Source organism: Nitrospira sp. Ecomares 2.1 (assembly GCF_965152585.1).
In genome coordinates this window covers 1,650,450-1,675,536 of sequence record NZ_OZ224219.1, presented here as the reverse complement: position 1 = coordinate 1,675,536, position 25,087 = coordinate 1,650,450, and the positions used below count along the sequence as shown (strand labels likewise).

Genomic DNA, 25,087 nt, shown 5'->3' with positions numbered 1-25,087 from the left:
TCCCAGTCGAATGACGCGCCATATTGAAAAATGAAACAGCTTCATCAAAATATATTCTACTCACCTGTGCGCATCTGTCTACCGGGCTTCAATGAAAAAATCGACCCTAACCCAACCTCATATTCTCAACCGCCACACAGGATTGTTGAATTGGATGTCAGCGCTGATTTCACAGATGCATCTGCCAATTATTGGGATACTCTGTATGTTCGCTCCCCCGGCTTCCACTCCACGAACCCTGACAACTCTATTCCAGACGGAAATTATCGAGATACAGGGAAAATTCTTCCGGGGGGTTTATGGCAAAAAGTCCAACATTCTTAATCGCGCTGAGATCCATTTCCCGACCAACGGGGGCGAGGCGAATGTCATCTAACGGAATGTGAATGTGATTGAGGCCCGGCGAAATGGTGATGGCCTGATTAAACCGGTCCGTATAGTCGTTATTATGTTGTGCATCATCAATTCGGATGATCAGCGATTGGGCTTCCGGCAATTCGGAATACACCTCAAAATGGAAATGAGAAAATCCTTTCCAATCCGGATAGGGCTCCCTAAGGCGGATACCTGGATAGGGTTTTGGATAAAACAGCACGAGCCCCACGGTATCGACCTGTGGTTTACCCCAGCCTAAGGGCGGAGGAACGATCTGAACGGCAGCGTCCCTCCCATTGACCAACATCATTTCCCATGCGGCAGAAAACTGAACGAGTGAAGGGAATCGGGCATCCCGGTCCCAATAGACATAGGACCAGACGAGCACCGGACTCAGGGCGATCACCACAAGCAATCCGACTCCGACCTGAACCAGTTGTTTCCTAGGAGCCACCCGCCATATTGCCATACGTCCCGTAAATCTTTGATCGTACGTGAAAGACAACCCCAAGGCACCCACAGCTCCCAACACATCTAAAAGGAAGTCCGACCATTCGGCAAAACGACTCGAATTGAACGATTGCATGCCTTCCGCCAATGCACCCAGAATCACAGCCCCAATGAACGCCAAACCATATTGGCTACCTACAGACCACCCTCGTGGCTCACCTCGTTGCCGTGCCAGATACAAAAGGATCATGGCCACAACACCAAATAATGGAACATGACAAAAATCGTAGAAGACTTTCCGGAGAATGTTAGGAGAGGGAAGCGGAATCCAAAGCAGGGTCATACATCCCAAAAGGGCCAATGCCAGACCCGGTACCATAAAACGGGATGCGAAGGATTGCTGATGGGATTTCTGACCTGTTCGGTTTGTCACAACAGGTTCGATCAAGCCAGACTGACGACTGAGGCGGTATCGACAGCCGTCACACCATTACGGAAAAAAATCAGCTTGGATGTGTGAGCGGAGATCCGTTCGCCCGGCAAAATGATGCCGACCAGATTTAACGGATCGGCGGCGGACAGGAGAATCTCTTGTGCTCCGACTTGGACATCACGGCGCACCGCCCGTAACGATTCCACTGCCTCCGGCAGTGCGAACTGTTCTCCCGTAAAACCGGTCACAAACCGGCCACCCCGCATCTCACCCCGCCATTCTAGTTTTCGATACTGCACCAGCAGTTCACGCCAGGTCACCGGCAACGATTCCCGTTTGAGCAGATCGCGAAAGACCACGCCATAACGATGTGCCAATTGCCTGGCCCACTGCTCATGCGGGTGCAGACAAACCGACTGGGCCTCATGATCGGCGACATGATCACCCTGGAACAGGTCCCAACGCCCGACGCTGTGACCCGGACGGCGCGCGCGCGCCTTGCCCTCGGCTCGCCGCCGTCGAGGATCAAGCAGGGCTCGCATGGGATCAAACCCGTCAGCGGTCACCAACCCTGCTGCCACCAATTCCCATAAGGCCTGTTCCACTTCGGCGGCCAGATGTCCCGTTCGACCGGTCAGATCCGTGAAAAAACATGCGCCACGTCGGTCCAGACAATCCAAGACGGCTTGTGCCACCCCACTCAAATTCAGGCGGACGCCAAGCGGTCCTGCTGATGCTTCAGGTTTGGCCACCGCCAACACCCAACTCACGTCCTGTCGTCGCAAAAAACTAATGGGAGCCAGCCTGGTTGGAGTCAGGGGCCGGAATGCCGGAACCGACACTCCAGCGTCCAGGACCAAGTCTCCTTGCCTCTGTCCTGATGCCACAACAGACAAGAGCGCGGCCTTACTTTCCGGAGGAGTCAGACGTCCCCAGACTACTTCTCCGCGCAGGCACAAATTATCAAGCCATTCAGGTTTGTAGTCAGCCAGGCGGGATTTGAGGAGGGAATGTTCCCACGCGGAAGCCGGCGCTTCAAATCCTGCCAACTGGTGAATCACTTCACGTAGCCCGGCTTCCCCGTGTAATTGTGTGCCGGGTGCGCGATGCTGCCAGCGAAAGAGAAAGCGCATAAAATCCGACGCGGCGACCGGTTCAATTTCCCGGCGTAAAGCCGTCACCGTTCGCCGATGAATGCGCGCCAGAAGACTGCGGTCACACCATTCCTCTTCGAAAGTCTGTTTGGCATTCCCCTGTTCTTCTCCCCTCGAAGAACCGGTCGACGCCTCAAACCGGGAAGAGGGACGGAAATGGCCTCGAAGAATCTGGCCTTCTCCTTCCAACTGCAAGAGAGCCTGCTGCACCAGTGCTGTAGGGATGCTCAATTTTCCCGCCAATTCGCCAGCGGTCACCGGCCCGATATGCGGCATCCAGCCTTGCACCACATCCCGCGCGGCAGATTCTGCCGTGACCGATTCTTTGTCCACAGACAGGGACAGTGAATCCTGCAGACCGGCGACCACGTGTGCCCTCGGGAACAAGGTTTGAAGACGCGTCAAATGTACTCTGGTGGTCCAACCCTCAACCGGCTTCCTTTCCGAAGATCCCTCAATGGGCACCCTCAGCACCAGTAGGCGGCCATGCGACAGCAATGAATCGCCGTACTCCTGCCACGACTCACCCAACACCAAAGGCAACCACCCCAGAATCTGAAGCACATCGAACAATTCATCACCATCACGAACCAATGGCCAGGCTTCATCAATCACCGCCTCAATCGCGGCACCATCCAATGTCCCAATGTTTCCGTCGAAGCTGGCGGGTGACGTTCGTCGAAGATTCACGGCGCGCGCGCGTCGCTCTTCGAGCGGCGCATCATCCAGGAACGCATAGGGGTTGGCATTCAAAATTTCATGCGCAAAGAGAGAGGGCACCGGCGATTCCACCACCCGCACCTGAATCTCCTGATTCTCGATCCGCTCAAGCACCTGGCGCAGGCCCACCAGGTCCATGGCCTCCGTCAAACAATCGTGCAGCGTTTCCTGGACCAACTGGTGATCCGGCACCTGAATATCTCCAACGTGATTATCGCCACAGGCCGCCGCCATCGGAAACGCCGCCGCCAATAAATCTTCCGCCCGCATGCGTTGAAGATGCACCGGCACACGTTTGCCGTGTTGAAATCGCAACAGCGCCAACGCACGGGTCACATTCCATCGCCAGCGTGTGAGAAAAAGCGGAGTCGCCAGCGTGGCTTGGATGAGCACGCCTCGCACCGTATTGTGATGCACAAACCCAAAGATGGCCTCCAGTGGAAAACTATGCTGCTCACCAAGCGACAGCACCAACCCGTCATCGGTCGCGGCCGCCTGCAATTCAAAATCAAAATTCACGCAAAATCGTTTGCGTAATGCCAGCCCCCATGCGCGGTTGAGCCTGCCACCAAACGGCGCATGCAGCACCAGTTGCATCCCCCCGGCCTCATCAAAAAACCGTTCCGCAATCACACAGGTCTGCGTCGGGACGCCTCCGAGAATCTGTGTGCCTCCGGCCACATAGGCCAACAATTGATCGGCACCCGCCGCATCCACTCCGCATTCTTCATATAACCAATGCCGCGGGGTTTTATCTCCGGGAACAAAACCCTGTTCAAGCAAATGAAAGATCTGCTCTCGCACCTCTGCCACCGCCTGAGATAAGGCAAACGATCGGGAAGGCGCTTCACCCCGCCAAAAAGGAATGTTGGGCGGGGCGCCATGCGCATCTTCCACACGGACTTTTCCGGTTTCAATTCCCCGAATGCGCCAGGAGGTCGTGCCCAGCAACATAATATCTCCAGCCAGACTCTCAATCGCAAAATCTTCGTCCACCGTTCCCACCACGGTTCCATCCGGTTCCGCCACAACCTGATAGGTCGCCGTTTCAGGAATCGCTCCCCCGGAAGTCAACGCAGCCAACCGGCTTCCACGTTTTGGCCGAAGCCGGCCTTCATGACGGTCATAACTGATCAATGCATACAACCGTCTGCGCCCCGGCACAAATCCTTCGGCAACCAATTGCAGCAAGGACTCAAAGCTCTCCCACGTGAACTCCCGGTACGGATAGGCTGACCGGCACAAGGCAAACAGATCCCGCGCATCCCATTCCTGCGCCGCGACCTCGGCAATGATCTGTTGAATCAGAATATCCAGCGGGGCAGATGGAATCTCAATGGTTTCCAATTGACCCTGCCGAATCGCACGGACCACCGCCGCGCATTCCACTAATTCATCCCGGGTCGTACAAAACAGTCGTCCCTGTGGAACCGCTCCCACCTGATGCCCTGCGCGTCCCACTCGCTGAAGACAGGTGGCAATCGCGCGAGGTGATCCGATCTGGCACACCACATCAATACACCCGATATCGATCCCCAACTCCAATGACGCGGTCGCCACCATCACCTTAATCTGCCCCGTCTTCAGTCGTTCTTCCGCATCCAAACGGAGTTTCCGTGACAAACTGCCATGGTGGGACGCCACCTGATTTTCGCCTAAGCGTTCTTCCAGATGATGCGCTACCCGTTCGGCCATCCGGCGCGTATTCACAAACACCAGGGTCGAACGATGCGGCCCGGCGATGTCGGCAATTCGATCATAAATCTCCGACCAAATCCCATTCGTGGCGATTGCGCCCAATTCATCTTTCGGTACTTCCACCTGCAGATCCAACTGCCGGCGATGGCCGACATCCACGATGTGACAATGCGTTGAATCAAAGAGGGAAGGTTGTTGCGCCTTCGCGCGATGAGCCGATTCACCCAAGAGAAATTGCGCGACCCTTTCCAATGGTCGCTGTGTGGCGGACAGACCGATGCGTACCAACCGCCGGGAGGTCACGGCATCCAACCGCTCAAGAGACAGCGCCAGATGGGCGCCACGTTTATTCGGTGCGAGAGCATGAATTTCATCAACAATCACCGTATGCACACCGGTCAGGAGTTCCCGGCTCCGTTTGGCCGTTACCAAAAGAAACAACGATTCCGGCGTCGTCACCAAAATATGGGGCGGATGCTTGAGCTGTTGCTGCCGTTGCGCAGCGGGCGTATCCCCGGTTCGGACCTCCACCCGAATTCTCGGCCCCAAAAATCCGGCAGACAGAGCCAGCTCGCTAATCTCAGCTAACGGAAGTTCTAAATTTTTGTGAATGTCATGACTCAACGCCCGTAGCGGCGACACGTAGATAACCTGAATGCCATCCTCCAACTCCCCGGTAATGGCCTGTCGCAATAAATGGTCGATGCATGTGAGAAAAGCTGCCAGCGTTTTCCCGGAGCCGGTGGGTGCAGAAATCAGCGCATGCTGTCCGGAATGAATGGCTGGCCAACTGGCTCGCTGCACATCAGTCGGTGCACCAAGTCTGGTCGTAAACCATTCTTGAACAACCGGATGAAACGATTGAAGCGGCGGAGTATTGCTCATGGCCTCAAGTGGTGGACTTCACATGTTGAGTGGAAGGGAAAACCTATTGTACCTAGGCCTTTGCAGCAAGAACAAACACGGTCAAGTCGAACGAAATTTGAAAGTGAGCGCACAGCCCTTCCTTATGATGATATGTACAGCTTCTGCTATTCTTTAACTGAATCGAAGCATAAGCTCGCCAGGTCTATTCCACTCAGGGGTCCACTAATCCTTCCCTGATCCAGGGCCTCGTGCACAGTCCTATCTTTCAGTCCTGTCGCTGCGCTTCGCGGGCAATCCCTCTTATCATTCCGCGAAACACCAGTTCATGCACAGGCCACATCCCATACCAATACACCAAACCTCCTAGACCAATCGGATCGAAACTGGCTGTTTGCGTGATCTTCGAGCCGGCGCCTTCAGGTTCCACGAGAAACTCAAGCCAGGCACGTCCGGGCAATTTCATTTCGGCAAAGAGCCGGAGACGCCTCCCCGGCTCGATGGCCTCCACCCGCCACCAATCCACCACGTCCCCCACCCGCAAGGCTTCCGGATCCCACCGACCACGGCGACGACCCACGCCCCCTACCAAGAGATCCAACCACCCACGAAGGGTCCATAGCCAGTTACCGTAGTACCAGCCGGTACTCCCGCCGATTCGTTGAATAGGGCGAAACGCGTCAGCCGGCGGAACAGGCACATGCCGTCTGCGCACATCCACTAACCGGTTACCAAATCGCACACCGCCATATTGACGGGCTCCTCCGCCTACAGAGTTTGCATCCGACCATCGTGACTCCGCCAATTTCGAATCTTCGTTCCGTAACGCCTGCGCGATGGCATCGCGCACACTGATGGGCTCGATCGCAAACACCCGTCGCGCGGAGTCATCGCGAACCACCGTGGGATACCGGATACTTTGAATGAGTTTGCGCCCAACACGCGCATACAACGGCGTCACGAGTCCAAGCCACAGGCTGGATAATCGTGGCGTGAGAACCGGCACAGGCACCATGAACCGACGCAGTTGTCGCTGGCGGGCATATTCCCGCATCAAATCCCCGTACGACACCACATCGAGACCGCCAATCTCCAGAACCAGGCTGTTCGTCAGCGGCAGGTCAAGCGCTCCGGTCAAATAGGCCAGCACATCATCGATTGCGATCGGTTGGGCAGGGACATGAACCCAGCGTGGCGTCAACATCACCGGCAACCGTTCCACCAACGCCCGGATCATCTCAAAAGACAAGCTGCCGGAGCCAAGAACGATGGAGGCCCGAAATTCCACGACCGGCACACCGGATTGCCGAAGAATTTCTCCCACCTCATGCCGGCTTCGCAGATGAGGAGACAATGTTTCCCGGTCATCGCCCAAACCGCCAAGGTAAATGAGGCGTCCCACACCAGCCGCGCGCGCAGCCTGGCCGAAATTGTCCGCAGCCTCACGATCCGCAGCCTCGAAACTTCCTGACTCCCCCATGGAATGCACCAGGTAGTAGGCCACTTCCACTCCACACATGGCGGTCGCCAAGGTGGCCGGATCAAGCACATCACCGGCGACGACCTCTGTGCCGGGACCACCCCTGGACTGCAAAAACTCCGGTCGCCGGGCAAGGCACCGCACCTGCCGGCCATGCTGCTCCAGCCGATGCAGCAGTCTCCCGCCCACATATCCTGTCGCTCCCGTCAGCAGTATTTTCATATGTCACCTCTTGAGCATTCCCTATCGTATCAGGAAATCTGTCGTCTAAAGAGAAGAAGTGTACAGCAGCCGCACAATATAGCCATCAAAAACCTCAAACCGGGGTAAGTGTGACCGAAGACGAAATGACTTATGGCCTGACGAGGTCCGTCGATTGTCTCAGGGTCCATTGTCGATGATAGGGAAGACCATGCAATCGAGACCTGGAATTCTCCGCATCAGGTCTTCTTTGACCACGAAGAAATTCTGCCGTGCATAAGAGTAATGAAGGGAGCTATAATAACAAGATCTACAGTGACACCAATGGCGCCTAGCCATTCAACGATAAAGAGGTTGGGAGCATGGCAACCAAACTCTATCCGACGCAGGGCACGACCTTTTTCGCCGATTCCTCCCGCCCGGTTGCACACGCCAGAGCAGACCAGTTAGCAATTGAAGAACCGCTTGAAATTCGGCTGGAGTATTGGGCCGACGGCCAGGCTTATTGGAAAAGTATCTCGATTACCATGCGCACTCCCGGCCACGATTCGGAACTGGCCGCAGGATTTCTGTTCACCGAAGGCATCATTACTGAATGGAACGACATCAAACAGATTCGACCATGTGGACCAATCGTCGAGGGGCAGAACTTTCAGAATATCGTGCGGGTAAAGCTGCACTCCAGCGTGTCGGTGAAAACCGCGACGATGGACCGGAATTTTTATACGACTTCCAGTTGCGGGATCTGCGGCAAAACTTCCATCGAGGCCCTTAAAATCAACAATCCATTTGGCCAAAACATTAAAATGCTGACTTCCCCTTCCGTCACACAAAACATGCTATTCTGTTTGCCGGAACGCATGGCCGCGCAGCAACAGCTCTTTAAGCAAACGGGGGGCTGTCATGCTTCAGCCTTGTTCGATGAACAGGGCACGTTGCTCTGTCTGCGGGAAGATGTCGGACGGCACAATGCCCTGGATAAAGTTCTAGGGTGGGCCTTGATGAATAACCGTCTTCCCCTGCATCGCCATGTGGTGCTGGTAAGCGGGCGGGCCAGCTTCGAACTCATGCAGAAATCCTCTATGGGCGGCATCCCGTTTGTCGCCGCCGTGGGCGCACCCTCCACGCTGGCGGTGCAGATGGCAGAAGAATTCAACATGACCTTGGTGGGGTTTTTAGACCATCAACGCATGACGGTCTATCACGACTTCGGACGAATTCAAGCTCACCAGGCTCCACAACCAGAGGACAAAGGTGGACGAACAACGCGACATACCGGAAGCCCCGTCAACCCCGCCGTGGAACATCCCGATCGAAGATGGCCACGGCCTTCAACTTGACGCGCCCTCCACGTGCGCCGGCGGCATCCCCGCCATTCTCACTTCCCTCAAACATACCACGCACGAACTGGGTTTCATGCGCGGTGGCCAGGCCCTCCTCAAGGTCAATCAGAAGCAAGGATTTGATTGCCCGGGTTGTGGCTGGCCCGATCCTGATGGTGCGCGGGCCATCACCGAGTTTTGTGAAAACGGCGTCAAAGCCGTCGCCCATGAAGCCACCAACACCGTCATCACCAAAGAATTTTTCCAACGATATTCCCTGGAGCAACTGGGCAGGGAATCGGATCACTGGCTTGGACAGCAGGGACGCCTCATCCGCCCGATGATCAAACGGGGCGAAGATACGCATTATCATCCCGTCTCCTGGGCCACGGCATTTGACACCATCGCCGGGCACCTCAATGCCCTCGACGATCCCAACGAAGCCATCTTCTATACATCGGGTCGTACCAGCAACGAAGCCGCATTTCTCTATCAACTTTTCGCGCGACTCTATGGCACCAACAATCTGCCCGATTCCTCCAACATGTGCCACGAATCCAGCAGCGTGGCGTTAAAAGAAGTTATCGGCATCGGCAAAGCCACCGTCACGCTCGACGATTTCGACAAGGCCGACGCCATCTTCATTCTTGGACAAAATCCCGGCACCAACCATCCGCGTATGCTCGCCACGCTTCAACAGGCCGCCCGGCGAGGCTGTCAGATTGTCAGCATCAACCCGCTTCCCGAAGCCGGCACCACCCGGTTCATTCATCCCCGGGAAGTCACTAGCTGGCTGGGCCAGGGAACCCCGATCGCCACGCTCTTTCTCCCCGTCAAAATCAACGGCGACGTCCCCCTGCTCAAAGGCATCATGAAGGAACTGCTCATGAGGGAAGAAAAGAATCCTGGCTCTATTCTCGACCTTTCGTTCATACAGGAATACACCGAAGGCTTTGACAACTTCGCCACCATTACACGAAACATCGCATGGGAGAAAATTGAGGAAGGCAGCGGCATTGCCAGAGAGGACATTCAGAAGGCCGCCGATATTGCGGAACAGGCCAAGAGTATCATCTGCACCTGGGCCATGGGCATGACCCAACATAAAAACGCCGTGGCCAACATGCAGGAAATCATTAACTTCCTCCTACTGCGTGGCAACATCGGCAAACCAGGTGCAGGCCCCTGCCCCGTCCGTGGGCATAGCAATGTGCAGGGCGATCGCACCATGGGCATCACCGAGAACCCCTCTCCGGAATTTCTGGATCGCCTCGAAAAGGCCTGTCACTTTCAGCCACCCACCAAAAGAGGCCATGACGCGGTGCGAGGCATCAAGGCCATGCATGCCGGAAAAGCCAAGGTCTTCATGGCTCTCGGCGGAAACTTTCTTTCGGCCACACCGGATACGGCCTATACCGCGCAGGCGCTTTCCCGCTGCCGGCTCACCGTCCACATCTCCACCAAACTCAATCGGGCTCATCTGGTTACCGGAACCGAGGCTCTGATCCTTCCGGCCCTGGGACGCACCGACAGGGACCTTCAAGATGACATCCCCCAATATGTCACCACGGAAAACACCATGGGTATCGTCCAGACCTCACAGGGCCGACTTGAGCCGGTATCCAAGTTTCTCAAAAGTGAAGTCGATATCGTCGCCAGCCTCGCGAAGGCCACCTTCACCAACAAAGAAGGACCAGGGAACCACATCAACTGGGACGAACTCATCCACGATTATGATGCCATTCGCCATCTCATCAGCCAGGTCGTCCCCGGACATGAGCACTATACCGAACGCGTCAACAAACCAGGGGGATTCTATCTCGCCAATCCGATCCGTGATGCCCGACAATTTCCCACTCCATCCGGTAAAGCCCGGTTCACCGTCCACCCGATGCCGGACATTCACCTGGCACCCGATCAATTGCTCATGATGACCATCCGCAGCCACGATCAATACAACACCACCATCTATGGGTTGGATGACCGGTACCGTGGCATCAAAGCCGGCCGACGGGTGGTGTTCATGAATGAGCAGGATATGGAAGAACGAAAATTTGCCAAAGGCGACGCAGTGGACATCATCAGCCATCACAAAGGTCAAACGCGATTAGCCTCACACTTTGTCGTGGTCCCTTACCCCATTCCCCGGACCTGTGTGGCAACCTATTTCCCCGAAGCCAACGTGCTCATCCCCATCGACAGCGTCGCCGACAAGAGCAACACTCCCACCTCAAAATCCATCGTCGTCACCATCCACCCCACCACGTACACTCCTCCTTCCCATACTTAAATAAACGGTCAAAAAGATAGAAGCACTTCGAAATGTTGTCATCCTGAGACCTCCGAAGGATCCGGCTCAGCTTGAAACGGCTCCCGAGGGATGACAACACCTGTTGTCCGGTGATGGCCGGCGGAAATGGGGAAGGGGAGAGCCAAAAGAAAGAGCCGGTCGACAGATGGATGCGGCTATGCCTTGGCTAGATCCTGCGTTTCACTCAAGATGACAATGAATTTGTTTAATGGGAGTGCTGAATAATAATAATTTCCAAGGGCAAATTGACCTCCAGCCACGTTGTCTATCAGAGGTCTCGGCGGCGGTTCAAAAAAGTTCGTCCAGCCCTGCCCTGAGTCATGCCGATGGGAAGGCCAGAGGCATTTTTGCGCGCAGAGCGTACTTCCAGTACGTGAGCACGGAAAAATGGCGAGAACGGCGCTGGCGGCTTTTTTCAACTGCCCCTTAATGCATAGTTTGGGAGATATGGCATTGAGGACCCATACGGGCTTTATGCTGAGGTTGCAGAATATTGCATACTTATTGCTATTGCTATAGCTTGCCATTCAGGATTTGTCGCACATCTTCCATTCGCTTTCGGTTGACCCCGAAATCGTAGTAGCCGCTGCGAGCGGCTGAACGGAAGTGAATGGTTTTTGTGGCCTCATCCAGCCACAACTCGACATCGTCCACAAAACCAAAGAGAAAACTTTTGACTTCGTACTGAAGATAATCCTCCTCTTCCCTCACCAATTCCGTGCGAGGTAATTGAGCGAAAATGTGCTTCAGCTCGGCTTTGGCTTCCTCCAATGATGCTTGATATCGATAGGGTGCAATCGCATGGCTTTCCGCCACAGCCATTGTGGAAACACAGTTGGGCCTGTCCGGGCATGAGAATGTCCTCCCACTCACGATCAACTCCTCCCCTAGTGCTCCCTGTGCAATGGCTACCGCCGGGATCAGGCACAGAAGCATTATTCTGAGTGGCAACCATGCCGTCACCCGGCATGATTGCCTCCCGATCAATGGACTGTTGAAGTTTTTGTGTGACATGCGGTTGAGCGCACGCGGGTGTGCTTTTCCTATTTCTTTTTCCGCGCTTTCGAGTTCGTGCTTGCGCCATTGGAAGACAACCCCGCCTTCTCCATGAGTTGGTCTTTCCGTTTCATCACCTGCTGGTGGAGACCGTCCCAGTCGATATCCCGCTTTTCTGCCTTGGGCAGCATCTCTTCCTCTTCTTCTTGAATATGATGTTTGCAGAGTTCGCCGAGCACCGTCACTTTCGCATCATAGCGTTGGTCACCCGGCTTCATTTTTTTCAGTTCCCCGATGACGCCATGCACAACATGGTGCTCTTCGATGGCCTCATCCATCAGGTCTTCGTCATTCATTTTCGAGCGAACGGCCGGATAGATAATCTTTTCCTCCAACTCCGCATGAATTTCAAGCTCCGTTACCACCATGTCGACGATCTCTTGCTTCTCCCGGGCATTATCCGTCTTTTCAAATTTCCTAAAAAGCCCTTTGACTTTTTTGTGGTCTTTGCGAAGCATGTCGGTGACTTGTGCTGCCTGAGCTTTCTGAGTTTTTGTGACCATAAACAATTCTCCTTATCCTTATTAGGAATATTATGAATACATCTTTCGCCCAATCTTTCTTATTGATCTATATCAGGAGAATGTCATTCGCCCAATGTATAAAACGGATGAGGTTGACTATCTTTTGTTCAAGGGCCTGTAGGTTGTCTGAATCCCAGGGAGCGTGTGCGTTTGGGAGGCGTGGGACTCTTTCGTCTGCATGGGGTGGTTCATGGGGGAGAATCGCGTTTTTGCATCTCCTTTAAGGCACCATGAAATTCTCTTGTCAGAATTGAGGAATACATTCACAATCAACACCCTGTTTGTCTATACTGTACGGATGGCACTTCCTTCCGATTTATCATTTTCCGATTCGCTCAAGAGTGACCGACGCCAGGCTTTCTACGAACACCACAAGCGTATTGCCCTGGCCATGATTTTGATCGTATTTTTGCTTCCCCTGATCGGGGTGTTCATGAGCGGACTGTCCGGAGCCATCTCAGGTGTCGTGATTTCCGTATTGTCTTTTTACCTGGCACCCTACGCCCTATTGAAATTGGGGCACTGGTTTGTTCACTCCTGATACCCGATCTAACCTGGCAGCCTGTGGTGAACACAGGTACCAACCCTCAACCCTACAGACAAATTTTAGAAGAGTCGGTGGCGTGAATAATCCGCACACGGATTGTTGATCGGCCGGTTTGATGGGGGTATTCAGTTTTCCCTTCCCCGCATTACACAGGAGGAGGAGGAAGAGAACGCGAAGAACCTGTGCCCATCTTTTGCAGGTTAAAATAGCGTACTGTTTCCTGTTTGATAATCTTTGCCAGGAGCAACAACCCGATGAGATTCGGAATGGCCATCATGCCGTTCATGATATCGGACACATTCCACACCGGTTCCAACCTGGATGTGGCGCCGAGCAGGACGACCCCGACAAAGATCACGCGGTAATACACGATTGCCCTCGTCCCCATCAGATACTCAATGGCTTTCTCACCATAGTAATTCCAGCCGATCAAGGTCGAATAGGCAAACAGCGTGATGGAACACGTGACAATGAGTTCTCCCGTGTGACCAAGGGTTTCCCCGAAGCTGGCGCTGGTGAGTTGAGCCGGATCAATACCTTGAGTCCATGGAGTCGCGGTCAGGATGACCAACGCCGTCATACTGCAGACCACCAGCGTATCGATAAAGGTCTGGGTCATGCTGACGAGGGCCTGTCGGACCGGATCGTCTGTGCGTGCGGCAGCAGCGGCAATAGGCGCAGACCCCAGGCCCGATTCATTCGAAAACACGCCTCTTGCCAACCCGTAGCGCATGGCGGCAGCCATCGTGGCGCCGGCAAACCCGCCTCCGGCGGCAATCGGGTTCCACGCGTGATAAACAATACTAGCCAAGGCCTGCGGGATTTCCGTCACATGCAGGACCAGGACAACCAGGGCTGATGACACATACCCCACAATCATGAATGGCACCAATACGGAGGTAAACCGGCCAATGGATGTGATGCCGCCCAATATCACAAGGCCGGTCAGGCTCATTAACACCACCCCGGTGATCCAGGGCGGGATCTGAAAGGTCGACTCAACAATCCCGGCCACGGCATTGGCCTGTGTCATATTGCCGATGCCAAATGCCGCACAGGCTGTGAATACAGCGAAGAGCCACCCTAACCACGGCAGCCCGGCACCCTTGGCCAGGTAATACATGGGCCCGCCACGCATCCCGTATTCGCCCTGCTCACGGTATTTCACCGCCAGCACGGCTTCGCCATATTTGGTCGCCATGCCCACCAGACCGGTCATCCACATCCAAAAGACAGCTCCGGGCCCCCCGAGCGTGATGGCGGCTGCCACGCCGACAATATTTCCGATACCCACGGTGGCTGATAAGGCGGTCATGAGCGCCGCAAAATGGCTGATGTCGCCATTGGCACTCGGCTCTTTGTGAAACACTAACTTCAGCGCATGCGGCAGGACACGAAACTGCAGGCCTTTTAGCAGAATGGTCAGATACAACCCGGTGCCGACCAACAGGATCAACATGGGCGGACCCCACACCCAACCGGCTACGGTCGACACGAAGGATTCAAGGGAGTCCATACGGCATTATTTCCCGGTAGAAGAAAAAGCAGGAGGGTGACGGTATAGCACCGCTTATTTTACCAATGAGGTGCATTGTGTATACAAATATGATGTGATTGGTTCTGCAACGGCTCTTCAAGAAAAGGAGCATGAGTCATTCAGAGTGAAAATCTCACTTCACCATTCTGACCTGCAACGAAAGGCAAGACCCTATCCACCTTGTCATGCTGAGCCCATGGCGAAGCAGATCCCAGTTGACGATGCGGAAGCTCAGCGAGATCCTTCGGTGCACCCTGCCCTGAGTTATGCCGAATGGGTCAGGATAACAACGTTCATAGGATATCGGGATGTAAGGTATGGTCAGAACAAACTGGCACATCAACAATTTTCTCCCGTCGAATTCATTAAGGGCTGGCAAAAAGGTTGGAAACGAACAAGAATGGCAATAGTGTTGAGATGATTGAGCACCATCACCCCTTTGACTCCTCGTGATTGGCAGCCATCACATAAAAAGCCTTGATTTTTGAGGTCGGCAAAATTCAGACCATGGCCAAAAACACTCATCCCCAAATTTTGTGTATAACCTGGTGAAAGCAGGCGTGAGCCGCATGTTTTTCTAAGGATTAAAAAGGAAACCAGCAGATTGCCACTGTTTTAGGCATTGTATAAAAAAAAATTTATACCACTACAGGGAGTGGTGTGGGTTTTTTGGCGTAGGCGTAAAGGTAGAAATCGTATTTTTTTCTTGACATGTGTCTCCACACCGATGCCCATTGATGTCCGTGGAAAAGATGCCGATGTCAATGATTTTCTTATCCACAGAATTTCTAAAAAAGTGTTGATAAGACTCAAATAAGAGCTGAGATCATGAAGCCTTCGTTGAGATTCCTGCCATGCCGAACAGGTCCCAAACAGAATAGAAGGCCGCACCCCATTCTTTGACACGACCAGGTCGGCATGAGAAAGAATGAAGGCTTTGAATCCTTTGATAAATATCGGTAAGGTATGCCCCCTCCTCCTGAAAATCAGGAGATGTCACATTCATTCATCTCTGGACGCGGAGCGATCAACATGAAGGTCAGTGCCCTTGCAGGAGAGCCCACCCAACCATCCATGCTCGCCAACATCCCCCGGCTGGTCACCGCCTATTACACCGGTCAACCCGACCCGGCTGTGCCGGAACAACGCGTGGCCTTTGGCACATCGGGACACCGCGGCTCTTCATTAAAGAATTCGTTTAATGAAGCGCATATCCTGGCGACCACCCAGGCCATCTGCCTCTATCGACAGCAACAGCATATTGACGGGCCTCTCTTTTTAGGCATGGATACGCACGCGCTCTCCGAGCCGGCCCTGGCAAGTACGCTGGAAGTGCTGGCCGCCAATGGTGTGATCGTGATGGTAGACCGTGACAACGGGTACACCCCGACTCCCGTTATTTCCCATGCCATCCTGACCTATAACCGTGACCGGAAGACGGGCTTAGCCGACGGCATTGTCATCACACCCTCGCACAATCCGCCTGAAGACGGCGGATTCAAATATAACCCGCCCCATGGCGGGCCGGCTGATGGCGACGTGACCACATGGATCGAGACGCAAGCGAACGCCTTACTGGCCGACAACCTGCGCGGAGTGAAGCGCATTTCGTATGAGAAGGCCCGCCGGTCCTCGACCACACACCGGCATGATTATGTCGGGGCGTATGTTGGCGATCTTGGTGCGGTGATTGATATGGAGGCCATTCGCGATGCGAAACTGTCCATCGGGGTCGATCCCCTTGGCGGCGCAGGCGTGGACTATTGGGGACCCATCACCGAGCGCTACGGATTTCCGGTCACTGTCGTGCATGAAGGCGTGGATCCGACGTTTCGTTTCATGAATCTGGACTGGGATGGAAAGATTCGCATGGACTGTTCCTCCCCTCACGCCATGGCCGGACTGATTGCTTTAAAGGATCGTTTCGATATTGCCTTCGCCAACGATACCGACCATGATCGTCATGGAATTGTTACGCGCACGGCGGGGCTGATGAATCCCAACCATTACCTCGCGGTGGCAATTTCATATCTATTCACACAACGCTCCGGCTGGCGGAAAGATGCCGCAGTCGGAAAGACGGTGGTGAGTAGCAGCATGATTGATCGGGTTGCCGCTAAGTTAGGAAGGCGTCTGGTTGAAGTGCCGGTCGGGTTCAAATGGTTTGTGGATGGGCTGCTTGACGGGTCCGTCGGCTTCGGAGGAGAAGAAAGTGCCGGCGCTTCCTTTTTGCGTCGTGACGGCACCGTGTGGACGACCGATAAGGACGGCATCATCCTGGATCTGTTAGCCGCAGAAATGATGGCCAAAACGGGACGCGATCCCAGCCAACTCTACCTCGACCTCACCAAAGAACTGGGCATCCCTGTCTACCAGCGCATTGATGCCCCGGCCACACCCGCGCAGAAGGCCATTCTGAAAAAACTTGCGCCACAGCAAATTCAGGCATCCGAACTCGCGGGGGAAAAGATTACCGGCATCCTGACCTCGGCACCGGGAACGGGCAGTGCCATTGGCGGGCTGAAAGTCATGACGGAAAACGGTTGGTTTGCCGCCCGCCCCTCTGGAACAGAGGATGTCTATAAAATTTATGCGGAGAGCTTCAAAGGCGACACGCATCTTAAGCAAATCCAGGAAGAGGCCCATGCCCTGATTACCAAGGTTTTGAAATCAGCATCGTAATCAACTCCGTGTATTAAAGATCTTTAGGTTGACCATGCCACGTTTATGTTTACTGGGTTTGGATGCCGGTGATTTCGACTATATTCAATCCCGAGCTTCTGCCTTACCGTGTTTACAGGAAAAATTGAAATCCGGAAACCTGGTCAAGCTTGATGTCCCGAAGGCCTTGAGTGGCTCCGTCTGGCCGACATTTTATAATGGAGCCGATCCAGGCGTGCATGGGATGTACCAGCACCTCGTGTGGGATGCAAAACGTATGGGGCTTCGCCGGATTGGAGCTGATTGGTCTTTTTATCATCCGTTTTGGCAGGACATAGAAAATGCAGGCCACCATGTCGTCATCCTCGATGTTCCCTATAGTTTTCCAGTTGCCCTGAACAAGGGTCTAGAAATTACCGACTGGGCCACACACGGGCAAACCTATCCTCTTGGGTGTAGCCAGGAACGTGTAAAAGCCATCATCCAGGATATGGGCAACAGCCCTATTGGACGAGAAACCCCTATTCAAAAAACGTCCGGAGAACTGAAGACGATTCAACAACAACTGATCGCCAGTGCAGAGCTAAAAAGCCGTTTGATTATAGAGTTAATGCAAAAGGTGGAATGGGATTTATTCGTTGCCGTGTTTGCAGAAACACACCGTGGAGGACATGTATTTTTCAGTAATGAAGATGAAAAGGCATTTGGCCCTGACACTCCGTTATTAAAGATTTACCAAGCCGTCGATCGGGCCTTAGCAAGAATTTTTGGTCATGTAGACGATGAGACCACGGTCGTCGTGTTTTCCGCTCATGGTATGACGAGGGATTATGCCCAGGGCCATATAGTCCGCCCGCTTATGAAAAGGATTAACGAGATTTTTCTAGAGAAATATTGCGGGGTTTCCCCTAAACGAACGTTTCGAATGAACGGCCTTGTTCCCTACCTACGTAACGTGGTGCCAGCAAGATTACAATATGCCATCGGTGCCAGCTCACCGGATTTTGTCAGACAATGGGTGGTCGAAAAGGAAATTATTGGGGGATTAGATTGGTCATTGACCCCTGGATTCGCCTTGCGAACAGATATTAGAACGGAATTACGTCTCAATCTTATCGGCAGAGAATCACAAGGAATGTTGGCACCCCACAGTGAATTACATAACCACTATGTTGCTTTTCTCAAGAACGTTTTCTTGGAATTGCGCGATCGGGATACAAATGTACACCTCGTAGATGAAGTCGTTGATACCCAGGAAATATTTTCGGGAGATCGGAGTGGACTGCTTCCCGACTATGTCATCACCTGGAATGCCCGGCCATTCGTTAAACGGGTCTACTCTCCCCTGGTGGGAGAACTTACATTCGCACAACTTCCTGGCGCCCGGGGAGGGGATCATACCGATTACGGGTTTGCCATCATTCCTGATTCTGTCCGGGACCTTCACCCTCTCCATCATATTAAAGATTTAGCGGGCTGGAGTAAGCGTTTTGTGAATATGGACGGCTAAACCATTCCTCCCGCCAACGCAACTCACTCAAACCGCCACCTACCCGGTGTTGTGGTCAGAAGATTCGGGCGAGCATAATCCGACTTACCCAGTCGCGGTGGATACTGGCTTCAGACAAACACAACTCAGCCCTTACCAAAATCGAGCTTGAGCGCATGTCGAAAAGGAACGTTCAGAGGCCTCGGTGAGGAAAAATGATCTCCGTTGCAAAGATTCAATACGCTCTAGAATTCCCCCCCACGTTTCACTTTTGGGTGTCTTTGAAGCCCCCGCTGGGGGCCATTGACGATTCCCGGCAACGTTGCCTTTTCGCATAGGCAATTCGGCCGACGACGAGCCGGCATAGACGTAACACTTGAAAACACTTTCAGAGATGGGGGAAACGAAGTATCTAGCTGAGTTGCGATGACGTTCGACTTGGACACCGACTATTCCCCAAAAGGGAGCAGAATGACCCAAGAGATCTTGTCCCTCTGAGGAGATTTTGTCATTCTGCCCCATTCGTCAAGGCTCAGGGCAAGGTGAAACGAAGAATCTGGCTTAGCCGTTGACTCGTCACCCTGGGCACAGATCCTTCGCCGCTGGCTCAGGATGACCACCTGGTATGGCTCGCACTGGTCAATATGTATTCTCCTAACGTCAGCAGGGAGAACAATCAAAGTCACACAATCCCGTTGAACATTGTCATCCTGAGTGAAGCGAAGGATCTAGCTGAGCCGCAATGACGGTCAACCTGGCCACCGATCATTCCCCAAAATGGCACAGAGTAACCACCCGGTGAGGCCGCCCTGTTTGAAAGATACCCTTTCTTGATCCCCTCCCCTTTGCCCCCTCAACCGAATCGCCTACACTGCTACCCGACAAGCCGAAAATATTTCAGGCGACCCAGGATTCGCATATCCCCATGACGAACAACTTTTCAAAACTCAGGATTATATGATCAACACAACGAACAAACCATCCGGGCTTCAACGACTGGCATTTTTTTCATACGGATTTCGACCGTTCTTTCTAAGTGCCGCCGTCTTTGCCGGCGTCGCCCTGCCGATTTGGGCCATGATTCTTTCCGGGGTAGACCGCACACATTTCCTCTATGTCCCGCGAGAATGGCATGTGCATGAAATGATCTTCGGCTTCCTTCCAGCCGTGATCGCGGGATTTCTCTTCACCGCCATGCCCAACTGGACGGACCGTCCTCCGATCAAAGGATTGCCGCTAATGGTGCTGTGGGCATTGTGGCTAGCAGGACGCCTGGTCATCGCCATACCCTGGCCTCCACCCTTGGTCTGCGTCCTCATTGACGGAGCCTTTCTCATCGCCCTGGCCATCATTGTCTGGCGGGAAATTGCGATGGGGAACGCGTGGGATCGTTCGCCAATCGGCATATTGATCAGTCTCTATGCAATCGCCAATCTGCTTTTTCACGTCCGCGCTCTAAGCGACGCGGCGACGGATCTCCCCGAGCGGATGGCGCTCTCGGTTATCATCATGTTGTTAGCGCTGATCGGTGGGCGCGTCATTCCCAGCTTTACACTCGATTATCTGAGCGAGAGCGGCATGCCCCAACAACCTCCATCCTTTTCCCGTTTCGACGGTGCGTCGATCCTTCTTGCCGCCATCGCCGCTATCGCCTGGTCGATTCAGCCACAGTCCCTGATGACGGGCTGGCTCCTGGTCGTAGCGGGATTGGTAAATCTCATTCGTCTGTTGCGCTGGTACGGCTGGATCACCTGGCGTGAACCGTTGGTGCTCATCCTGCACGTGGGTTATGGGTGGCTGGCCATGTCGCTGCTTATCCTGGGAGCGGCGATTCTGGGGTCTGGATTGCCCCAAGAGGATGCAGTCCACGTGCTCACGACCGGAGCCGTGGGTTCGATGACTCTGGCGATCATGACCCGCGCCAGCCTGGGTCACACCGGGCGCCCACGGCAGGCAGGCACCATGACGGTGATGATTTATACACTAGTGAATGTGGGTGCAATGCTGCGGGTCTTTGGTCCGGCGACGGATCTTTCAACCTCTCTCGTGCTTGGCCTGTCGGCAATTATCTGGAGCGGCGGCTATCTGCTGTTCGCTGTTGTCTATGGACCGTTTCTTTTGCGCCCCAGTCTCGACGGGGAGTAAAAGCACGCGTCAAAAAACCTTACTTGGGGGTCAACGTAATATTCCGTGTTGCCGGATTTCGCTCCGGCAGGCGAGGTCCTTTTGTTTCGGCAAAAGGACCCAAAACCATTGACGCCCCATCTGGCTTTATTAAAATGGAGGGACGCAAGAGGGCGGACCAACTCGCAAGGCTCAAACAAGGCCCGCCGGCGGATGAGAGCGTCCCTACTTGGGCCAGCCGGCAGGCGTCGAATCAAGGGAGACGAATGTTCACCAGAATTTGTTCTCATGGAAAAGGCCCGAACATCACTACTCTCGAAACAGTCAGGTACCTTTTTCTGGGTTATCCAGCTTGACTAATTCCGTCAATTAACCAAGAATCATTCTCGGTCATTCCAGTTCGGTATATGGGATTAGAGGGCTCTGAAAGAAAATGTTTTGCCGTTTCGCATTAGATGCTGCAATTTAGCTTCTTAGGCGCCCCACATTGAGACGGCGACGAAAATGGTGTTGGGTTTAGAAAATTTAATGGCGTGTTATACGGACAGAATCTGGCGGATCGGAGCTTTATGCGGATTCGCTTAAACGTTATTATTGTTAGGCGGCGAGGGGTCCGATTTGACTGAACCCGAAAGCGACCCGTGGCTTGCACCAGCCCTCTCAGCGCGGCAGGAGCAGCACCGACAAGTACTCACGAAGGCTATTCGGCTCGCCCAAGACTTCGAAGCAACCTATCGACCTCGCCGTGTCGAGCGCCCTGGAGATCGTGAACTCCTGAGCTATGTCGCGTACGCACATCTCGTCCGTATAATAGAGCTCTGCCGAGGAGTTCTGGATCTTCGAGAAAGCCCAGTTCAGAATGTTCTCATGAGGGTTCTTTGTGAGACATTCATCAACCTCCAGTTCATTGAGTGCGAACCGGAGAAACGGATCGACCGGGCAAAGAACTTCCACGATTTCAGTGACGTGAATCGCTGGCGACTTCTACTAGAAATAGGCAGACGGTTCCCCCACATATTGCGGCAAGCTGGCAGGACCGACGCGGAACTCAAAACCGAACTCGATGTCCATCGAGACCGCTTCTCTCATAAAAGGAGCGATGGCTCCGATTACTGGGACTGGGAACGGTTGGACTTGGTGGCACGGGTTGAAGCCTATGCGAAAGTTACGCGTGAGCAAGAAGCGGATCCCACTCGACCATTGCGCATCGTGGCTCTCTACCAGGAAACGAACCCATATGTACACTCGGGTATGCGGTCGCTCATGGACTCCCTCATCGCTGCGGACGGCGACGAAGTGATTCACCCACGGCTCATGTCGAAAGAACAAGAAATCAACTCCAGTTTGCTCGCTGCTGCCCTTATCGCAGATTTACTCGCCACCTGTACGCGAATCCTCGACTGTTCGGACTTCGATGAGCGAATCGAGGCGATGCGGAAGGAGGTCCAGGCGCAATAGGTTGTCGTGGCTCGCAGTTGAGTTCCGATCCGTTAGATTGAACATTGGTGAACGTAAGTCGAATTTCTTCTCGCTCGAAATCCAGATGAGGTTGAGTGAGGTTAGTACCTGCTGAAAATAGTTTTTATCATAGGGCCGGCTTTACCAATAGCGCACGCATTTCGGCCGAGGCTCGCGACCAAAGCTTGCTAGCAGTATTAGCGATGTTCACCTCAACACGGCCCGGTTGTCCGCTCCGTCCAGGGTAACCAGAGGAACCATCACGGCCCGCGCGACCATCCTTCCCATTTCGTCCATTCATAAGCGCAGGACCACCCCTTCCTGCTCTACCACCCGTCCCACCTTCACCCGCTGCACCACCGAGGCCACCTGCGGTGATTAAATGAAACATCGTTTCCAGCTGCCGGTCAGTAATCTCTAATCGAATATCGCCGCCATCAGCACCATCTCCGCCATCTCCACCATTGCCAGCATCGGCCCCTTGGCCACCATTGCCGCCACGCAGGTTCATATCACCTGTTCCACCATCGCCACCAGCTCCCCCATGTCCGCCTCGTCCTCCCTTGCCCCCAGGACCACCGATCAATTTAACCTTCCACGGTTCGCCCAGTATAAGCAAAGATATTTCTTCTGTTTCTGCACCCCGTTGAAAGCCAAACAGGACATAGTCCTGCCCATCTATGCCTTTGACTTGCATAGCCGTAAGATTTAATGGATCGGGTCTAACGCCGGAATTGCCGTTGTGACCATCCCCGCCAGCTTCGCCATCGCCACCATGTTCACCATTGGCTCTGCTCTGGATCTGTGCGCTCCGGCCGTCTATCCCCTTACGCCCATCACGACCCTGACGCCCATCACGACCAGTTCTCTTTTCCAGGGTGTCTTTGTTTGCCTTAAACAAATAAGGACTATAGAGGCTTGTGCTATCGAGCGTGTATTCAAGACTTTTGGCAAGATCACGCCGTCCTTCGTACCAGACTTCCATAGTCAACGCACCGGTTAGCGCGTTGGCGAGGTCTCTATCAATGACGACGTAAAACTCAGGATCATCCCATTGTCGTGTTGTCGGGCCGGGCTCAATAGTAATACCTTCACTCGTTTCAAACTTCAATTTCTGCCATTCGACATTTTGGTAGGAATACCATTGGTCATGAAATTTCAACGAATATCCGAGCCGATCTCCAGGAAGGACTCTTGTGCGATCTTGGTAGCCTTTCGCGTTGTTAATGTGCCCCCAAGAAACCTTGGTGATTTCTTTTGCAAGCGGTTGGTCCCGCTGCATGGGTTTTATCCCAACCGGAATGGAAATATTTACTTCGGGCGCGCCAACCATTGCTACCGTGAGGGAGTGGGGGCCTGTGATTTGCTGGGCTCTTATTTGCAACTGGCAACCTTGCTTACGGGCATCAAGATTTTGTCCTGTCACGATCAGGCGAGCAGGGTGGACCCCTGTACACTGTTTCCCGGAGAAGTGTTTTATTCCTTGTGTGAAATCAAATTCAATAACATTCCATGCGTCGGCCTTTATCCCTAAGAGCTTTTCTTGGTATCCATTGGGTTTCTCACGTTGCGAATACCGATCCCATCTACTTGTACTGGGGACCTTTCTACCTTCGATGACAGCAGGCATGCCATCGTCATTAACGACATATGCTAAACTCGTGTCTAGCTGAAGAGGCTGTGTGTGAGCAAGCTTTGGCGGCAATCCCCAGGTATTTATCGTATTAGGGCGCAATGTCCTCGTCAGTATAGGCCCGTTTTTATACTGAATCCTCAAAACGATTTCGACATCATCCATTCCCTCTATAATGACTTCAGGATTTAGCTTGGCACCCCATCGAAAATGAGGATAACCTTCAATCATGAAGAGTGTGCCTTTTTTCTCCCACTCTGAGCCCGATAAAGTGATAGTGAAATCACTAGGAGACAAGACCCGCGTCGCAGGCAGGGCCAAATCCTTTTTGGAGCGCACGCTGGACGGCTTCATATAAAACCGCTGATTTTTGTCATTTTCCAATTCTGCAACAATGGGGATATCCGCACCAGCCTCGAAGTAGTTAGCTTGCTGATCTTCATTGGGTAGATTAGAGCGACCCAAGGAACTGAGGGCACACGGCCAACAGCTATAGGAGGTTGCAATCGGTAAAAAATGAAGTTCTTCAATAGTGGCTTTTCTCGCAGTCTCTTGTTTGGTTTCGGAACGTTCTGTGGTACTACAGCCCACCAGAAAAATTATGATGAGAGAAACTCCTACATAAGACAAGGCACCTTTCCTTACCCGTTGAGCTCGCACTCTGAAATTTAATGAAATCCTCATTATCTTCTGCAGCACCTACCTCATTTTACTTCCTGTACCATCAATACAAAGTGTCATGACGCACGAATTAACACAAGTAATAAAGATTTAACTTCAGCCAGAAGTACGACTCATACCTTGTACTACCCTAACCAAAAATCAGTGTTTTTTCTCGGCAGAGTCATCCTTATTTGAAACTGTGTATCATATCTCATGCATAGATTACTTTATACACCAGAATCCCATTGCGGAACCTTAACTCCAAAATATGATCTGTCAGTATTCTCCATGCATGAAGTCCAGCTGAGCATTATTGTTGAGATCTGCGAATAAATACGGGTTTGATTCGCCACCGACTACTTTTGAGGGAAACTCGGGATTCTCACG

At 53.3% G+C, this 25,087-nt stretch carries 14 protein-coding genes; 7 read left to right on the top strand and 7 right to left on the bottom strand.

Annotated elements, in window-relative coordinates:
- Positions 1–247: 247 nt before the first annotated feature.
- From ACWHYD_RS07310 to ACWHYD_RS07300, 3 genes are all read right to left on the bottom strand, one after another.
- Positions 248–1,168 carry a VanZ family protein gene (locus ACWHYD_RS07310; protein ID WP_447965250.1) on the bottom strand — a complete coding sequence of 307 codons (921 nt, stop codon included), beginning with the start codon at positions 1,166–1,168 and terminating at the stop codon, positions 248–250.
- Positions 1,169–1,269: 101 nt separating this feature from the next.
- Positions 1,270–5,715, bottom strand: a complete 4,446-nt coding sequence (locus ACWHYD_RS07305) for a DEAD/DEAH box helicase (protein ID WP_447965249.1) — start codon at positions 5,713–5,715, stop codon at positions 1,270–1,272.
- A 247-nt stretch (positions 5,716–5,962) separates the two neighbouring features.
- The gene (locus ACWHYD_RS07300) at positions 5,963–7,396 is read right to left on the bottom strand and encodes an SDR family oxidoreductase (protein WP_447965248.1); all 1,434 of its coding nucleotides are present in this window, start codon (positions 7,394–7,396) and stop codon (positions 5,963–5,965) included.
- A 341-nt stretch (positions 7,397–7,737) separates the two neighbouring features.
- Here ACWHYD_RS07300 and fdhD point away from each other — a divergent pair, with 341 nt between their 5' ends.
- Together fdhD and ACWHYD_RS07290 are read left to right on the top strand one after the other, a co-directional pair.
- Positions 7,738–8,715, top strand: a complete 978-nt coding sequence (fdhD, locus tag ACWHYD_RS07295; protein WP_447965247.1) for a formate dehydrogenase accessory sulfurtransferase FdhD — start codon at positions 7,738–7,740, stop codon at positions 8,713–8,715.
- Complete coding sequence (locus ACWHYD_RS07290; protein WP_447965246.1) at positions 8,630–10,987, top strand: FdhF/YdeP family oxidoreductase; 2,358 nt, start codon at positions 8,630–8,632, stop codon at positions 10,985–10,987. Before fdhD ends, ACWHYD_RS07290 begins: the two co-directional genes overlap by 86 nt.
- Positions 10,988–11,521: 534 nt before the next feature.
- Here ACWHYD_RS07290 and ACWHYD_RS07285 read toward each other — a convergent pair.
- Both ACWHYD_RS07285 and ACWHYD_RS07280 read right to left on the bottom strand, forming a co-directional pair.
- The gene (locus ACWHYD_RS07285; RefSeq protein WP_447965245.1) at positions 11,522–11,971 is read right to left on the bottom strand and encodes a DUF1499 domain-containing protein; all 450 of its coding nucleotides are present in this window, start codon (positions 11,969–11,971) and stop codon (positions 11,522–11,524) included.
- A gap of 80 nt (positions 11,972–12,051) precedes the next feature.
- Positions 12,052–12,567 (bottom strand): hemerythrin domain-containing protein, encoded by a 516-nt coding sequence (locus tag ACWHYD_RS07280; protein WP_447965244.1) that lies wholly within the window; start codon positions 12,565–12,567, stop codon positions 12,052–12,054.
- Positions 12,568–12,838: 271 nt separating this feature from the next.
- Here ACWHYD_RS07280 and ACWHYD_RS07275 point away from each other — a divergent pair, with 271 nt between their 5' ends.
- Entirely contained in the window at positions 12,839–13,129 is a 291-nt protein-coding gene (locus tag ACWHYD_RS07275; protein ID WP_447965243.1) for a hypothetical protein, read from the top strand.
- A gap of 151 nt (positions 13,130–13,280) precedes the next feature.
- On the opposite strand, the gene ACWHYD_RS07270 is transcribed toward ACWHYD_RS07275, so the two are convergent.
- Positions 13,281–14,651, bottom strand: coding sequence for an alanine/glycine:cation symporter family protein (locus ACWHYD_RS07270; protein WP_447965242.1), 1,371 nt, complete (start codon positions 14,649–14,651; stop codon positions 13,281–13,283).
- A gap of 1,053 nt (positions 14,652–15,704) precedes the next feature.
- Here ACWHYD_RS07270 and pgm point away from each other — a divergent pair.
- From pgm to ACWHYD_RS07250, 4 genes are all read left to right on the top strand, one after another.
- Positions 15,705–17,354, top strand: a complete 1,650-nt coding sequence (pgm, locus tag ACWHYD_RS07265; protein WP_447965241.1) for a phosphoglucomutase (alpha-D-glucose-1,6-bisphosphate-dependent) — start codon at positions 15,705–15,707, stop codon at positions 17,352–17,354.
- Between the two features lie 34 nt (positions 17,355–17,388).
- The gene (locus ACWHYD_RS07260; RefSeq protein WP_447965240.1) at positions 17,389–18,843 is read left to right on the top strand and encodes an alkaline phosphatase family protein; all 1,455 of its coding nucleotides are present in this window, start codon (positions 17,389–17,391) and stop codon (positions 18,841–18,843) included.
- A gap of 936 nt (positions 18,844–19,779) precedes the next feature.
- On the top strand, positions 19,780–20,967 hold the full coding sequence (locus ACWHYD_RS07255) for an NnrS family protein (protein ID WP_447965239.1): 1,188 nt from the start codon (positions 19,780–19,782) through the stop codon (positions 20,965–20,967).
- A 597-nt stretch (positions 20,968–21,564) separates the two neighbouring features.
- Positions 21,565–22,404, top strand: a complete 840-nt coding sequence (locus ACWHYD_RS07250; RefSeq protein WP_447965238.1) for a DUF5677 domain-containing protein — start codon at positions 21,565–21,567, stop codon at positions 22,402–22,404.
- Positions 22,405–22,531: 127 nt separating this feature from the next.
- Here the strand turns inward: ACWHYD_RS07250 and ACWHYD_RS07245 are convergent, their stop codons facing one another.
- Positions 22,532–24,667 (bottom strand): hypothetical protein, encoded by a 2,136-nt coding sequence (locus ACWHYD_RS07245; protein WP_447965237.1) that lies wholly within the window; start codon positions 24,665–24,667, stop codon positions 22,532–22,534.
- Positions 24,668–25,087: the final 420 nt, after the last annotated feature.

What these genes read in the sequence shown, in the direction of transcription:
- ACWHYD_RS07310 (WP_447965250.1), bottom strand. Translation starts at nt 1,168, where the DNA reads ATGACCCTGCTTTGGATTCCGCTTCCCTCTCCTAACATTCTCCGGAAA.
- ACWHYD_RS07305 (WP_447965249.1), bottom strand. Translation starts at nt 5,715, where the DNA reads ATGAGCAATACTCCGCCGCTTCAATCGTTTCATCCGGTTGTTCAAGAA.
- ACWHYD_RS07300 (WP_447965248.1), bottom strand. Translation starts at nt 7,396, where the DNA reads ATGAAAATACTGCTGACGGGAGCGACAGGATATGTGGGCGGGAGACTG.
- fdhD (WP_447965247.1), top strand. Translation starts at nt 7,738, where the DNA reads ATGGCAACCAAACTCTATCCGACGCAGGGCACGACCTTTTTCGCCGAT.
- ACWHYD_RS07280 (WP_447965244.1), bottom strand. Translation starts at nt 12,567, where the DNA reads ATGGTCACAAAAACTCAGAAAGCTCAGGCAGCACAAGTCACCGACATG.
- ACWHYD_RS07270 (WP_447965242.1), bottom strand. Translation starts at nt 14,651, where the DNA reads ATGGACTCCCTTGAATCCTTCGTGTCGACCGTAGCCGGTTGGGTGTGG.
- pgm (WP_447965241.1), top strand. Translation starts at nt 15,705, where the DNA reads ATGAAGGTCAGTGCCCTTGCAGGAGAGCCCACCCAACCATCCATGCTC.
- ACWHYD_RS07260 (WP_447965240.1), top strand. Translation starts at nt 17,389, where the DNA reads ATGCCACGTTTATGTTTACTGGGTTTGGATGCCGGTGATTTCGACTAT.
- ACWHYD_RS07255 (WP_447965239.1), top strand. Translation starts at nt 19,780, where the DNA reads ATGATCAACACAACGAACAAACCATCCGGGCTTCAACGACTGGCATTT.